Origin of the sequence: Aquimarina mytili (assembly GCF_016735115.1) — a bacterium.
GTDB lineage: Bacteria > Bacteroidota > Bacteroidia > Flavobacteriales > Flavobacteriaceae > Aquimarina > Aquimarina mytili.
This window is the reverse complement of record NZ_JAERQJ010000005.1, coordinates 28,645-43,449: the sequence shown is the minus strand read 5'-3', so window position 1 is coordinate 43,449 and position 14,805 is coordinate 28,645. Positions and strand designations below refer to the sequence as shown.

At 35.7% G+C, this 14,805-nt stretch carries 12 protein-coding genes; 6 read left to right on the top strand and 6 right to left on the bottom strand.

Features of this window, described 5'->3' with window-relative positions:
• Positions 1-12: 12 nt before the first annotated feature.
• The 6 genes from JJQ60_RS13370 to JJQ60_RS13345 all read left to right on the top strand — a co-directional run bounded on the left by JJQ60_RS13370 (position 13) and on the right by JJQ60_RS13345 (position 4,441).
• Positions 13-399 carry a tellurite resistance TerB family protein gene (locus tag JJQ60_RS13370; protein ID WP_201920878.1) on the top strand — a complete coding sequence of 129 codons (387 nt, stop codon included), beginning with the start codon at positions 13-15 and terminating at the stop codon, positions 397-399.
• 8 nt (positions 400-407) lie between these two features.
• Entirely contained in the window at positions 408-797 is a 390-nt protein-coding gene (locus JJQ60_RS13365; protein ID WP_201920873.1) for a c-type cytochrome, read from the top strand.
• Between the two features lie 61 nt (positions 798-858).
• The gene (locus JJQ60_RS13360) at positions 859-1,947 is read left to right on the top strand and encodes a CNNM domain-containing protein (protein WP_201920869.1); all 1,089 of its coding nucleotides are present in this window, start codon (positions 859-861) and stop codon (positions 1,945-1,947) included.
• Positions 1,944-2,423, top strand: coding sequence for a methylated-DNA--[protein]-cysteine S-methyltransferase (locus JJQ60_RS13355; RefSeq protein ID WP_201920866.1), 480 nt, complete (start codon positions 1,944-1,946; stop codon positions 2,421-2,423). Before JJQ60_RS13360 ends, JJQ60_RS13355 begins: the two co-directional genes overlap by 4 nt.
• A gap of 154 nt (positions 2,424-2,577) precedes the next feature.
• A complete protein-coding gene (locus tag JJQ60_RS13350) occupies positions 2,578-3,738 on the top strand; it encodes a serine hydrolase domain-containing protein (RefSeq protein WP_201920863.1) in 1,161 nt (386 codons plus the stop codon).
• On the top strand, positions 3,728-4,441 hold the full coding sequence (locus JJQ60_RS13345) for a 3'-5' exonuclease (protein WP_201920861.1): 714 nt from the start codon (positions 3,728-3,730) through the stop codon (positions 4,439-4,441). Before JJQ60_RS13350 ends, JJQ60_RS13345 begins: the two co-directional genes overlap by 11 nt.
• Positions 4,442-4,930: 489 nt before the next feature.
• Here JJQ60_RS13345 and JJQ60_RS13340 read toward each other — a convergent pair whose 3' ends face one another.
• The 6 genes from JJQ60_RS13340 to JJQ60_RS13315 all read right to left on the bottom strand — a co-directional run bounded on the left by JJQ60_RS13340 (position 4,931) and on the right by JJQ60_RS13315 (position 14,493).
• On the bottom strand, positions 4,931-5,263 hold the full coding sequence (locus JJQ60_RS13340) for a DUF2834 domain-containing protein (protein WP_201920857.1): 333 nt from the start codon (positions 5,261-5,263) through the stop codon (positions 4,931-4,933).
• A gap of 56 nt (positions 5,264-5,319) precedes the next feature.
• Entirely contained in the window at positions 5,320-6,138 is an 819-nt protein-coding gene (locus JJQ60_RS13335; protein WP_201920854.1) for a DUF2911 domain-containing protein, read from the bottom strand.
• A gap of 32 nt (positions 6,139-6,170) precedes the next feature.
• The gene (locus JJQ60_RS13330; protein WP_201920850.1) at positions 6,171-7,280 is read right to left on the bottom strand and encodes an AraC family transcriptional regulator; all 1,110 of its coding nucleotides are present in this window, start codon (positions 7,278-7,280) and stop codon (positions 6,171-6,173) included.
• 41 nt (positions 7,281-7,321) lie between these two features.
• Positions 7,322-8,020 (bottom strand): hypothetical protein, encoded by a 699-nt coding sequence (locus tag JJQ60_RS13325; protein WP_201920847.1) that lies wholly within the window; start codon positions 8,018-8,020, stop codon positions 7,322-7,324.
• A gap of 155 nt (positions 8,021-8,175) precedes the next feature.
• Positions 8,176-10,713 carry an eCIS core domain-containing protein gene (locus tag JJQ60_RS13320; protein ID WP_201920844.1) on the bottom strand — a complete coding sequence of 846 codons (2,538 nt, stop codon included), beginning with the start codon at positions 10,711-10,713 and terminating at the stop codon, positions 8,176-8,178.
• Positions 10,714-11,136: 423 nt separating this feature from the next.
• Complete coding sequence (locus JJQ60_RS13315) at positions 11,137-14,493, bottom strand: M4 family metallopeptidase (protein ID WP_201920841.1); 3,357 nt, start codon at positions 14,491-14,493, stop codon at positions 11,137-11,139.
• Positions 14,494-14,805: the final 312 nt, after the last annotated feature.

Sequence of the window (14,805 nt, the reverse complement as noted above, 5' to 3'; positions counted from 1 at the left end):
AAATGATAAACTATGGTAAGTAGAGAAAGATTATATCAGACATTTGGCGAATTACTATACGTATTGGCCATGAGTGATGGAGTTATCCAGAAAGAAGAAGTAGAAACTCTTGAAGAAATCTTGAAAGGCCATCCTAAAGGCGAGGAGATAAAATGGTCTTTTGATTATGAAAGTGATAACCAAAATGATATAGAAACCTTATACAAGAACATAATCGAAGTATTTTCTGATAATGGTCCTGATATGGAATATGATTTTATGCTCTATGCGCTTACCAAAATTGCCGAAGCAACTAAAGGAGTTGATGCTAATGAAGAACAAGTAATTACTAATTTTTCGAAAGATTTGTTAGAACGGTTTAAGAACGATATAGAAAAGATAAAGGAAAAATATAAATAAAGAAATATATGCCAAAAATAGGTTTAGTGTATATAATAACGGCTTTGTTTTTTATAAGCTGTAAATCTGAAAAAAAAGAAAAAGACGAAATTAAAATTGGAGCTAAGCAAAAAGAAATTTCATCTTTTGATATTGGTAAAAAAATTTTTGAAGGTAAAGGAAAATGCTATACCTGTCACAAAATAGATAAAAAATCTATAGGCCCGGGAGTTGTAGAAATCATGAAAACCTACAAAGAACAAAACGCAGATCTTGTGGCATTTTTAAAGCAAGAAGCCGAGCCTATTGTAGATCCTGAAACGTATACGGTAATGAAAACCAATTTTGCTATTATCAAAACATTTTCTGAAGAAGAATTAAAGGCCTTAGAAATATATATGACCGAAGTAGGTAAATAACAAAAACACATTGTTAATTTTTGAGTTCAAATCCTTACTTTAGCAGTACATATCTAATACAATGACCTTACTAATTATTTACGCTGTACTTTCTATTTTCTTTTCGTTTTTATGTTCGATTTTAGAAGCGGTACTACTTAGTGTTACACCAACATTTATAAATGTTAAAAATAAAGAAGGAAAGTCGTACGCGATTACCTTAGAAAATCTTAAAAAAGATGTAGACAAGCCTCTTATTGCGATTCTTACATTAAATACAATAGCACATACCGTTGGAGCTATTTTGGTGGGTGTTCAGGCAGAGCAATTGCCATATAAGTTTGAAATACTAGGCGTCAATATGGTAGGGATCGTATCTGCCATTATGACCATATTGATTTTAGTAGTTTCTGAAATTATACCCAAAACCATTGGGGCTACTTATTGGAAACAATTGGCCAATTTTACATCAAAAGCATTAATCATACTAATTGCTCCACTTAAGTATACAGGGATTCTATGGTTACTTCAGCTAACAACCAAACTTATTGGTGGTAAAGGGCATCATGGTTCTGTTTTGAGTAGAGAAGATTTTTCGGCTATGGCCGATATTGCAGAAGAAGAAGGCGTTTTTGAAGAATCAGAATCTAAGGTGATTCGAAATTTACTCAATTTTAAAGCCATACCTGCCAAGAGTATTATGACTCCCAGAACCGTGTTAAAAATGGCATCTGAAGATGAAAGTATTCAAGATTTTTTTGAAGCTAATAAGAATTTACGTTTTTCTAGAATACCTGTTTATAAAGATAATCTCGATCATATTACAGGATATGTGCTCAAGGATGAGGTATATAAAGAAATGGCAGAAGACCATCATGATAAAAAACTTGGTGATCTCAAACGGCAGTTGTTTGTAGTGAGTCGAAATGTTGCAGTACCTGATTTATTTGAGAAATTGGTAGAGCAACGAGAACACGTAGCCCTGGTAGTTGATGAGTATGGTTCGGTAAGTGGTATTGTAACCATGGAAGATGTGATCGAAACCTTATTGGGGCTTGAAATTGTAGACGAAAGCGATACCGATGCTAATATGCAGGACCTGGCTCGAAAAAACTGGGAAAACCGTGCAAGAAGATTAGGAATTCTTGATGATGATACAACAGAAGAATGACTCAAAAGGCTTATTTAGAAACACCTTTAGGAATTGCCACGATATCGGGGGATGAAAATGGAGTCGTTAGCGTTTCAGTCACTCAGCAATCAACAGACAAACCTTCAAAAGAAATACATCCTTATATACAAGAAGCCTGTACTCAACTCAAAGAGTATTTTGATGGGAAACGTACCGTTTTTGATTTAAAACTCAATCCTTCCGGAACCGAATTTCAAAAAAAAGTTTGGGAAGAATTATTACATATTCCTTTTGGTAAGACAGCTACATACTTGGATATGGCCAAAAAACTAGGAGATCCAAAATGTATCAGGGCCGCAGCTTCGGCAAATGGCAAAAATCCGCTTTGGATTATTGTGCCGTGCCATCGAGTAATTGGTAGTGATGGGTCGCTAACGGGATATGCCGGAGGCTTATGGCGCAAAAAATGGTTGTTGGATCACGAAAACCCTGTAAAACAACAGTCTTTGTTTTGATTAACAAATCATCATAGTACGCTGTACTATTTTACTTCCTATATTCCCAGTTTCGAAAAATGATACTACGATATCGTAGTATTGCATTCTGAGTCATTCATTTTTTTTAATTAAATTGGCATGAACTCAATTTTTACACTTTTTAAATCTTAATATGAAAATCTTCAAAAAATTTCTCAAAGTATTTTTCGCTATACTCTTTCTTTGTGTAGCCTTGTTATATGTATTTGATTCCGAATATATTTTTAAAGGAGTAAGAGTAGTGTATCTGACAGGTCATAATACTGCTTATTTAGATGATTATACACATTTTGATAATCGTACCATTGAAAAAGGAACTGCTAAAATACCTTGGGCATTACATAAAGAATATAATACTTCTAAAAGTACGGATCGATTAAATGAAATTAATGAAGAATTAGGAACTGTAGCCTATATGATCATCAAGAATGATAGCATTTGGTATGAGAATTATGCCGATGGATTTGGAACCGAATCTAAAACCAATTCTTTTTCAATGGCCAAAAGTATGGTTACCGCTATGTTGGGTAAGGCTATAATGGATGGGTATATTAAAAGTTTAGATCAGCCGCTTGGAGATTTCTTTCCAGAATTTTCTGAAGGACTTGCAGCAAAGACAACCGTAGGAGATCTTTCATCAATGTCTTCTGGACTTAATTGGGAGGAAAGTTATAAAAGCCCATTTTCGATAACGGCCAAAGCCTATTATGATACAAACATTAGAGAAGTATTGTTGGGATTAGAAGTAGTTGAAGAACCCGGAAAAGAGTTTAAATACCTAAGCGGGAACACCCAATTACTTGGGATGGTTATCGAGAAAGCAACTGGAAAAAGTTTATCAGAATATTTGAGCGAGAGCTTTTGGAAACCTATGGGGATGGAACAAGAAGCGATTTGGCAACTTGATAGCGAAGATAGTGGTATGGAAAAAGCGTATTGTTGTGTAGCTAGTAATGCCAGAGATTTTGCTCGTTTTGGGGTATTGTTTAAGAATAATGGTGTTTTTGCAGGACAGCAAATTCTACCAGCAGCGTTTACCAAATTAGCAACCAAGAAAAGATTCGAAAAAGACGATATGTATGGCTATGGGTTTTGGTTATCTGATCATTTGGATAAAGAAATTTTTGCCATGAGAGGTATTTTAGGTCAGTATGTGATTTGTGTCCCAGAAGATGATGTGATTATTGTGCGTTTAGGGCATCATAGAGGACAGTTTGTGCCGGGAGAATCATTTACCGAGGATTTCTTTGTTTTTATTGAAGAAGCATATAAAATGTTAGAGAATGCTTCATAAGCTAAATCTTGAGCATATCTTATTCCTGGATATAGAAACGGTTCCAGAGCATGAAAATTTTGATGCTTTGGGTGAAGAAATGCAATACCTTTGGGCAGATAAGACTAAATATCAACGCAAAGAAGATTTCTCTCCCGAGGAGTTTTATGATCGTGCGGGTATATGGGCAGAGTTTGGTAAGATAGTCTGTATTTCGGTGGGGTATTTTACCACTAAAGGTGAAACCAGATCATTTAGAACCACATCGTTTTATGGAGAAGAAAAACAACTGCTGATAGACTTTAAGAACCTAATTGAAACTCATTTTAGTAAAGCACATCATTTGCTTTGTGCACATAATGGTAAGGAGTTTGATTTTCCGTATATCGCCCGAAGGATGATCATTCATAGTATTGCATTGCCCTATAAATTAAATCTTTTTGGTAAAAAACCCTGGGAAGTTCCACATTTAGATACTTTAGACTTGTGGAAGTTTGGTGATTACAAGCATTATACATCTTTGAAACTACTTACTCATATTTTAAAAATTCCATCTCCAAAAGATGATATCGATGGCAGTATGGTTAGAGATGTATATTATAAAGAAAATGATATCGATCGTATCATCATTTATTGCGAAAAAGATACTGTTGCGGTAGCACAAATTTTACTTCGCTTGCGACAAGAAGAATTGTTAAGTGAGGATGAAGTGATTTCGGTATAAATTAACAATTAACACACCTCTTTGAGATAGATAACAGGGATGAACTCTTGTATCTCAATAAAAAAATTTCCCTCTTCATAAAGAAGAGGGAATTTATAGTAATTATATACCCGGTTTGTGTCCCCCAACACACTCGAATAGTTATTCATTAACCAAGAATCCCTGGATTCGAGCAATTCTCTTCGATATAATTACAAGCAAGCAATAGATTGGAAAACGTTTCCGCACTATCAAATATTGTTAATACTTGTTAATTCTTTAATTTAAAAAGTGAAACCTAAATGAATAAAATGTGTGCAATGATTGGGGGTGTGAAGCAATACTTATGCTGCGAATATAGTTCTTTTTTTTGACAAAATGATTTTTTTGTTAACGTTTTTTTAAGATTTGAAGATGTTAAGTCTTTGTTTTGGTTAAAATAATGAAATAATTATTAGGGTCTGTTAAATCTATTACCATGCAGGTTCGATTAGCAGTTAATAATAAATACTAAACCGCATTTAATTTTTCTAGTTTAGATTGTCTTAGGTATAAAAACAATGGAAATGTAAATGCTATCGCTACTAAAAATGTCAATGGGATTAGTACCCACCAGTATTTTATCTTTAATTTAATAGCCTCTGGGATATACCATACAAAAAACGTAATAACCACTACTAATAAATCGGCACTAAAGGACCTTGCTGGAAATGTTGTTTTGGTTTGTGTAATATAGTTTAATATAGATGTGTCTTCTGCGGTCAAATAAAATTGAATATTGAAATACCAGGTATAGCATACCCCAAGAATTGCTAATAGTAAGAATACATATTTAAGTTTCATTATAGATGAGTTTTAGACTTAAATGTACTCATTTATTCTATGATTTGATAATGATGTTACTTAGACCATTCTTTAATTAATTTTTCGTTCAAACGTACAAAATCATCATTCCCTGCCTTTTTAGATAATTCTAATGATTTTTTAGCAGCAATAATAGCCTCGGTTTTTCTGCCAAGATCGGCAAGAATTAAAGCCTCGCGATAGACTTGAAAAAACCTTGGATTATCAGCTTTAGTAGCTTTTTGAACATACTGTAGAGCTGTATTCAGATCTTTACCACTTTCGTGTAGGTATAAAGCTGCTCTATAGTAATCAAAAGTCGTCGGGCCAGCTAAAACCTTTTCTATATTGGCCATGGTTTTTGTATGTACTTCTACTTGTATCGGCAGCATCACTTTGGTTTTTTCCCAGGCAAATACTAGATCAGCAGTTTCCATAGCAATATTATCAATACTAATAGTAAATGTTTCTATTTTGTCAGAAACCGTTGTTTTAGCACTACTAATTGTAACCGCAGGTTCTTTTTTCACATAACTAATCCAGTTAGACGACTCATATGGATAAAAATAGATATCCCATCTAGAGGCCCCGGGCTTTGTAAGGATGGCATAGGCCCCAGCTTTAAGTTCTTTGCCCGAGATCGTTACATCATCACCAAAAATAATTTTGGTTGCGGCATTAGCTCCTGTTCTCCAAAGATTACCAAACAGGACGACACTGTCGGCTCCAAAGATAGATCGACCCCTAGCACTAGGACGAGAGTAATGGATTTCGATATCAGTTAGGCCTACAGTTTGGATTACTTTGGCTGATGTGCTGGCTGCGGGGGTTTTTAATTGTGCAAAACATGTTGCCGAAAATAGTAAGGCAATCATTATTATGGCAGATAGATTTTTAAACATAATATTTAAGATATTTGATTGTTGAAATATTCTGATGGCGAAGTACCCATCAATTTTTTGAATGATTTGTTAAATGTTGTTTTAGAATTAAAGCCAGCTTCTTGAGCCAACCCAAAAAAAGTGAGATTTTTGGCTTTTTCTGATCTTGCAAGAGATACAAACTCTTTTATTCTATAATAGTTTATATATTCAAAGAAGTTCATACCGATATTCTCATTAAGCAAACGTGCCATTTCGGGGTTGCTTACACCGAGCATTTCGGCAAGTTCGGCTTTGAGTAGTTTATTATTTAGATATGGTTTCTTTTCTTGCATCAAAACTTCTAATTGTGATTTTAATCGATCTAGATCTGTCGTAGATAATTTTGATTGCGTATATTTTTTAGCGGTTATCAAAGGAGTGATTTTAAATAACTGAGGCTCTTTCATTCCATAAAAAGCGATGAAAAGAATAATACAGGCAATGCTTAACCATACGATTTGCCAGGTTAATCTATTCAGTATCTGAAATCCTAGAATGCTTAATATGTACATGGTGAACCAACACGAAAGGCATATCCCGATAGCGATTAGAAAGTTCAGAAAAAACTGGGTTTTTAAGGTGTAACTTACTTCATTTTGGATGTCTTTTTTGAATTTTACAAAAACATGAAGACCAAAAATATAATAGGTGATATTAAAAACTAGTCCAATACCGACTAACAGCAAGATAATTCGATATTGTTCTCCACTTTCTATTCTGGCCCTTAGTACTTGATCTGAAGGCAATATAATTAGAATCGTAATTGCAATATTATAAAAAACGGCAGGGATATAATGAAGGATATCCTTGTACGAAAAATATTGATTAAGCAACGAAGATCTTGCAAAAAGATAGATGGTAGGTCCAAATAATAGCGTGGCAAATTCAGAAAAAGTAACTAGCTTATATTCCTGCCCAAAAATACCTGATATGTATAAAACCCGCCCAGATAAACCAATCGCCAAAACGACTACAAAAAAAGCTACATATCCATTTATATTTTTTCGGTTTTTGGACGAAAAAAGATAAATACATAGCAAAAATATGCTTTGAAAATAGCCGAAATAGACGAGTTGATTTAAAAAAGATTGCATACAATAGTTTTGAGCAAGTGGTTTGTAAGGCTCTAAAATAGTTAGTTAATCACAAACTGGTTAACATGTTGTACCGCTTTATGATTCATTTTAAGATTTTCGTTATAAAAAACTTCAAAAGCAGCCTTGTTCTCCCATTGTGTAATAACCATATAATCCGGATTATAATAATATCCTACCGGGGATTTACCGTTGGTAAGTTCTAGTACACTTTTTCCACCTTTGGACTTGGCCTTTTGCATCCATCCTTTTTTAAACTCCTGAAAAGCTTTTGAGTTCTTTTTCCAATATGCCGTGGCTACAATAAATTTGTCTTTATTGATTTTGAATGAAGTATCTTGAGGCATTTCATAATAGACTAGATTAAAAATAGACCAAATATCCCTGCGTTGTTTATGAAAATCAGGAACAAAGGTTTCAATTTCGGCAATAAATGCCTCTCTATTTTGTAAATCATTCCATTTTCCGAATAAAAAGCTTGTGGGCTGTATATTTCCTTGTGTAGTTTCGGTTATTTTAAATCCTGGAAGAGGTTTGTAACTTCTTTTTATGGCTACAGGAAAAGCTGTTTCTCTATATTTTTTGAATAAAGCATTTCCTTCTGGTTTTGTTGTAAGTAAGAGAATGTCCAGGATTTCACCTTTTTTAAAGTCATAAGATTTGATGTTGGATTGAGCATTTAAGGTTGTGCTGAATGCCAATGTAAGACATGCCAGGATTGAGATTTTTAAAAATTTCATACGTTCGATTTTAAATTGATTTTATAAATACGAAAGTAGGAGGAGGGGTTCTAAATACGAAGAAAAATAAGGGTTTAGAGGTGCATATACGGTAAGCGTACGTATATTAGGAGATAGAAAACTTATTACACCTATAATTATTGTTGCCTGGCTCTCTAATATCTCCGCCTTTCAACTTTTTGCTTCTTTACATAGTCTTGGATATATTTATACAAAGCGGTAGCCATACGCTCATACATTTGTTCATGCACTCTTAGGGCTGTTATTACTGTGCGTTCAATAGTCTGTGAAATGTACATTTGATGATCCTCATCCCCAAAGGAATCATCAATGTTTCCTAGCTCTTTTCGCATACCAGGCTCTTTAAGGAGAGCATCTCCTAATTTATTGGTATATTTCATCCCCTCTATCATTTTTTTTGCTCGTCGGGCAATCTCCCCTGATGATACTTTCAATTCACTCGTGCTCTTAAAAAAATGACTAAGATTGATAGCCAGACTACCCATTCCTCCGATATTCTGACTTGTAGAAATGGCATTTTTGTAGGTCTGAGAAAGAATATCATTCCATGGCTTGGGGTCCTCCATGCTATTTATCTGTTCATAGTAGTTTTCGGGTTTTTTGAATTTGTATGAATAAAACCTTTTTCCTCCACCTTTGGTGCCGGTAACGAGAGATGCATCATACACATAATCCATTACGGCCTGGGCATTTGGGGTAGATAATAGATCTAATTTTAAGAATCGTTTGAGGTTACCGGATTCAAAATTAAAGCCACCGAATATTTCACCTGTAATGGTTTTGGGGTGGGTGATTTGATCATTCATAGTATCCGAATTAACTAATAGATTGGCTTCTGAAAGATAAGGGATTCTTGGGTCTATTCGGGCAACTTGATAGCGTGTAAGGTGGTCAATGTCACTAGCAATTTCAGACAATTTGGTTCCTTGCTCCGTCCGAGGAATGTCTCCTTTGTCGGGGTTGTCTTCTCGTCTCACTCTGTATCCTCCCGCCAATAATGTTGGGGCACCATATCCATCTTTAAATCCTTTTCTGATGTAATTTTGATACGCCGTGTATACACCAATTCCTTTCAGAGTTTTTACGCTAGGTGCATCATCGTCTGCAATATGGTAATAAACGTTATTCACTTCAGGCCTGGAAGCAATTATTTCTTTTACCGTTAAGGTTGCTTCTGCTTTTACGATCATCTCCCGTAAATAACCATGCGGTATAAACTCCAGAGGTTCTTGGTTCACTTTTCTCTTTTCACCAGGGTTCATAAATTCCATTTTGGCTAAGAGATGTTCGTCTTCAACTGGTCGAGAGTCTCTTTTGGACTGCCATGTTTTTTTCCATGTATATCCAATAAGTGCTACAGGAAATCCCGGTGATCCAAAGCCTTTCATCATAGTCCTAACTGAATTGACGGCAGCCTTATCCTGGCCTAAGCCCGAAAAGGCATTGGCTCCCACAGATAATCCAAATCTTCGTTTGGCTTCTTTAGCCGGGAACCCTGCCCCATAAGTGGCGGCAATATCTTTAGGCTTTTTCCCTGTCGGATGAGTTGGAATAAGAGCAACAACGCCAATACCGGGATTCGGAGAAATTACACTTGGAGTTTTAGTTTCAATTATTTTTTGTGTAAAATAGGGGAAAGTAACATTTTTCGAAGGCTCATAATAGCGCAGTAACGAGCTGGCTTTCATATATAACGAATCATATTTTGCAAATTGATGAGCAGCATAATCTTCCCCTATTTGCTCAGCCAATGCAGTAAAAACATCATATAATGTTGGCGGATCATATCCGTCAGTTGGTGCATCGGGTGCTAGTGACAAACCTTTAAGTAATATTTGAAGAAGTTTTCCAAACTCTTCGTTGCTGTCATCCCAAAGTCTTTTCAGGAGCAACATGAGGTAATTCCCAGTGTGTTGTTTTATACCAAATTGCGAGAATTTTTCCCAGTTTTTAGTTACATATTTTTTTGCATCTATTTCTGTGCGTTGTACCACTTTCATTTGACTAGAATATCCTGTAGAAGGAAAAGAGATATTTCTTTCAGGCTTATTTAGGGGTAATCGGTTATCAAAGTTTGCCGCCTTTTCTCCCATCACATCTGCCTCCCGTTCTAAACTTTGATCATCATTTAGATTTATTTCCCTTTTCATTTGCATGGTCGGTTTTACTCTCCCTTGTTTTTGCTGTACTACATGCCATGCTTCATGAGGTAGGTGTTTTTCTTGCCCTGACCCTAAATGGATATCTGTTCCTTGTGCATAAGCGTGTGCCTGTAACTGGGATGGTTTATCAGAGTTACGATACACTTTTACATCATCCATGGCATAACCAGAGAGGTTTTCTACTCCTGTTTTTAAATTATCAGGTAAACCAGTGTTGTTTGTCCTTGGGCTGGGGTCAGGATGAACTTTTTTCTGGATGGGATGCTCTTTCGTTTGAACCTCTTCTTCTGTTTTTTTCTTTTGTATAGGAGAAATATGAAATGACTTATGGGATGACTTGAAAAATGGATTACTTGGCGTTTTTTCGAAAAAAGGGGTTTCTTTTTTCTGAGCTACATCCTGGCTGAAAAAACTAGAAGTGGGATTAATAAATTGTTGATACTTGTTTTTATTTTCTGAACGATGCCTTTTTTGATTGCTTGTCGAAGGTTTGGGTATTTGTTCTGTCATTAGTAAGGTTTTTATTTTTTATCTGTAATAATACTGCAATAGCTATTGCTATTATTGCATCTAAATATTTTAAACCACACCTATTCTGGATTTTTATTATCACCAATAATTATTCAAAAAATATAAGTTCTTTTGGTAAATAAATGTTTATTAAAATAATGACGAAGAATGTTTACTAGGGAACTATAAGAGTAGTATGAAGATAGATTTTTATTATAAAAAAGACAATAGGATTAACATAACTTTTTGTTGTTATTTATCTTTAATTGAGTTGGTTATGATCTTTTTATATCCTAACTGACTTTATTCTGGATATGGAATTAACTTGACTTAATCCTCGATAGATGTTAGAAAAGGTTGTATAAAAAAAATCCCCCAAAACCTTAGTTTCAGGGGATATAAATATTGATTGTTTATAGTGATTTATTGTACTACAAATGGTTTTTTGTTTCCGTCCAAATTAAGGAAATATAGACCTGCTCTTAATCCGTCGGTGTCGATAGCACCATTAAATGATCCTTGCTCTACCACCTGTCCCATAGTATTGATAATTGTATACTTTTGAGGAGTAGCTGATTTTTTAATAGAAACATTTAATCTGTCTCCTGACTTCAAAGGGATAGGCCATAAAGAGAATACTTCACTTTTAGCTTCTGTTGGAATAGCTCCTGCAAATGCTGCAGCAGATCCAGAGGTTAAAGCTACATTGTCAATAGCAATATCGGCTTGCCATGTCGATCCTGTGATTCGGTTAAATCTAAGTTTAACACCTCCACCAGAATATGCTGAAAGATCGATATTTGCCGTTAACCAAGAGTTTCCTTTGTTTCCAGTCTGGTTCCATAAAGAGGTCCATGTTGCTCCTTCATCAGTACTGGCATCTACAGCAAGGCTTCCCATATCTGTAGCTCCATACATATGATAGCTAAATGTGAAACTTGCATTGCTAAGTCCTGAAAGATCAAAACAAGGCGACTCTAAGACTGCTTGTTTATTTGGGAACCCAGTTCCGTTTCCTGAAGCTTCTACAAAAATATAATATGATCCTTGAGTAGCACTAGATGGTCCTGTATTTCTAGATGGAGTTCCACTAGCATCTACGGTCCAGTTGATATCATCGGTTGTAGACTGTGTCCATGCACCTAATGTATTTTCAAACCCTTCGTTATATGGGAAAGATGTAATACCTGATGTACATGCTGATGCTCCACCAGCGGTAGTAACATTTACTGCACTACTAGCTGCAGAAGTATTGCCGGCAGCATCTACAGCTCTTACACTAAATTGATATGCAGTATTTGCTGTTAATCCTGTAATATTTGCAGAAGTACCTGTTACATTACCAAGATTTGCAGTTCCTTGGTATACGTCATACCCTGTTACTCCTACATTATCTGTAGCCGCATTCCATGACAAGGTTAGTGTAGTTTCAGCAATATTAGAGGCTGCCAATCCTGTTGGTATTGAAGGGGCTTGTGTATCTGCTGATCCAGCACCGATTACTACTTCGTAGTCTTCAACTTCTCCATATTGGAAGGATTCGCAGGCTGTTGGAATTCCATTGTATTTCATAGAAACACGCATTCTTGTAGCGCCTTCGGTAGCTCCCGTTGGAACAGTAAAAGAACCGCTAACAGGTGTAGTTTGTGTAGCTGCTTGCGTAAACACTTGTTCTCCTGCATCTGCAAAATCACCATCTTGATTGTAATCAATCCATACGCCGTATCCTTCATTATATTTTGTACCCGTCCATGTTGGAGTTATTGTAATGGTTTGAGAAGATCCTGGAGTCAGGGTTGTAGAAATAGAAGTAAAATCGTTATACCCACCAGTACCTGCACCAGTTGCATTATCAATAGACCCTAATTGAACTCTACTAATATATTCATCGGCTACACTGTTTCCGTTAGAGCCACAGTAAGAAGTACTACCGCCACCACCATAGGGTTGTCCAACACCAACGGCATGCCATGCATTGGTTACTGCAATTTCTTCGGCTCCACCGGCTGTATATAAATCTTTTGCAGCTTGTATAGAACCATTTCTGGCATCTAAGAATGTAGAATTGGCCGATAAATATACGTTTAAGGTTCTGTATGCAATTTTTGCGGCTTTATCCATTCCGATTCCGGCAACGGTAAAAGCATCTCCATTATCATTTACACCATCTGTATTTGCACTACCCGCTACGGCTAAGTAGAACCAGTAATTTAAAACACCACTATTGGTATGTACACCACATTGGTCATTATAGTTTGGATCATTAGGGTTTCCTATTGGTGTTATACACCCTTCAGCAACTGTTGCGGGTCTCCAATTTGTTCCTCTATAAGTATCAGGTTGTCCCAGCGATTTTGGATCACTCATAGAACGTAATGCAGCAGATCCGCTACGTCTGTCAATTTCGTCACCAATTAACCATACTTCAGCAGAAGGGGCAGCATCATTACCATTTCCTTTAGCAAAATGTTCTACAGCGGCTCCCCAGATATCAGAAAATCCTTCATTTAAACCTCCTGATTCTCTTCTATATGCTAAATCGGCTGTAAACGTAGTAACGGCATGTCCAATTTCATGAGCTGCTACATCAAGACTAGTAAGTGCATCAAAGAACCCATTTCCTTCAGTTCCGTTTGAAGAACCGTCACCATAGGTCATTACACTACCATTCCAGAATGCATTATCATATCCTGCTCCTCCTGGTTGGTTATCATAATGTACCCAACTGTTGATTGCAGCACCGCTACCATTAAAACTATTTCTGGAGTGCACAGTTGACCAATAGTCATATGTTACTTCGGCTCCCCAATGCGCATCTAATGCAGCATTATCTTTTGCAGCATTATTAAATTCTGCAGCGGTCCAATTATTATCGTTGTCCGTAAAGTTTGTAGATGGGTAGCTATTGTTACCACCGCTGTTATAGGTGTTTACACCACTACCTCTTGTGTTATCTCTTAGAGCAAAACTTCCACTTATGGTGCGTGTAGTAATCGTTTTGTTACCACTGTACCGTGTAGCGGCATTACCTGTAGCTAAAGGTGCAGCTTCAAACCCTTTAATACGTGCAGTATTATCAATAGAAAGAACTTTTAGGTTTTTTGAAGAGTTGCTGTGTTCGCCAACATGTTTGATGGTAGCATTGTATGCTAATATTTTTCCAGTATGTGCATCCACATATACATCTCCTCTGCTTATTTTTGGAGCAGTAGCATAGATATCAAATTTGTAGGCCAGATTAAACTTAGTAACTACTCCATCTTTACCTTTAGAATCAAGATCTGGAAGAATAGTTAGTTTTCCAACAGGTTTAGCATATCCTATAGCATTTGCGGCAGCTTTATTTTCCCACATAAACTTTGTGGCTCCAATATTGGTTATTGCTCTTTGCAAACCTTGTGTTGCTGATAATTTAGGGGTAGTATTTAGATTTTTTACATTGTAATATTCTCCTCCGCTAATTGAAGAAACTTTTCCGTTTTTAGAATTAAGTCTAGTAGTACCATATTCTACAGTAACACCTTTATACATCTGCTGAAATTTCTCATGAGTGATTCCTAGCTTATCTGTCTTTTGTTCAACTCTTGTAAAGGAGTTGCCTTCACTTAAACCAATATACTTTTGAAAGATGTTCTGTGAACTCTTTTGTTGTACATCAATTTGAATTAAACTTTCCGGTTGTTTGAAAGAATTCTCCTGCTTGCTCTCTTGTGCCGTAAGACACAATGAAGCAAAACTGAACGCTGATAGCAAAATAGCATTCTTGTAGTGTTTTTTCATGTTTGTTGAGTTTGAGTTAGCATTTATTCAATTTCATTGAAAATAATTCAACGAAAGCGACAAATGTGTTGAATTATTTTCATTATTTAAAATAAAATCGACGAATGACTGTGAAAAATTGACTCAGAAAATGTTAACATGCTATTAACAGTACGTTAACATAAAATTATGGAATTCTATTCATTTCAAAATTGTAGGTTTTTACTTACAGAAACAAATGAAAAATGTGTAAAATTTTAACTAAATATTACAGGATTTGGTAATTTAGTTTTGTATTTGATCGACAAAATCAGTGTATTTTTCGAATATTTA

Coding starts and splice junctions, on each gene's coding strand:
- JJQ60_RS13335 (WP_201920854.1), bottom strand. CDS start 6,138: ATGATTGCCTTACTATTTTCGGCAACATGTTTTGCACAATTAAAAACC.
- JJQ60_RS13360 (WP_201920869.1), top strand. CDS start 859: ATGACCTTACTAATTATTTACGCTGTACTTTCTATTTTCTTTTCGTTT.
- JJQ60_RS13320 (WP_201920844.1), bottom strand. CDS start 10,713: ATGACAGAACAAATACCCAAACCTTCGACAAGCAATCAAAAAAGGCAT.
- JJQ60_RS13350 (WP_201920863.1), top strand. CDS start 2,578: ATGAAAATCTTCAAAAAATTTCTCAAAGTATTTTTCGCTATACTCTTT.
- JJQ60_RS13370 (WP_201920878.1), top strand. CDS start 13: ATGGTAAGTAGAGAAAGATTATATCAGACATTTGGCGAATTACTATAC.
- JJQ60_RS13345 (WP_201920861.1), top strand. CDS start 3,728: ATGCTTCATAAGCTAAATCTTGAGCATATCTTATTCCTGGATATAGAA.
- JJQ60_RS13325 (WP_201920847.1), bottom strand. CDS start 8,020: ATGAAATTTTTAAAAATCTCAATCCTGGCATGTCTTACATTGGCATTC.
- JJQ60_RS13330 (WP_201920850.1), bottom strand. CDS start 7,280: ATGCAATCTTTTTTAAATCAACTCGTCTATTTCGGCTATTTTCAAAGC.
- JJQ60_RS13340 (WP_201920857.1), bottom strand. CDS start 5,263: ATGAAACTTAAATATGTATTCTTACTATTAGCAATTCTTGGGGTATGC.
- JJQ60_RS13315 (WP_201920841.1), bottom strand. CDS start 14,493: ATGAAAAAACACTACAAGAATGCTATTTTGCTATCAGCGTTCAGTTTT.
- JJQ60_RS13355 (WP_201920866.1), top strand. CDS start 1,944: ATGACTCAAAAGGCTTATTTAGAAACACCTTTAGGAATTGCCACGATA.
- JJQ60_RS13365 (WP_201920873.1), top strand. CDS start 408: ATGCCAAAAATAGGTTTAGTGTATATAATAACGGCTTTGTTTTTTATA.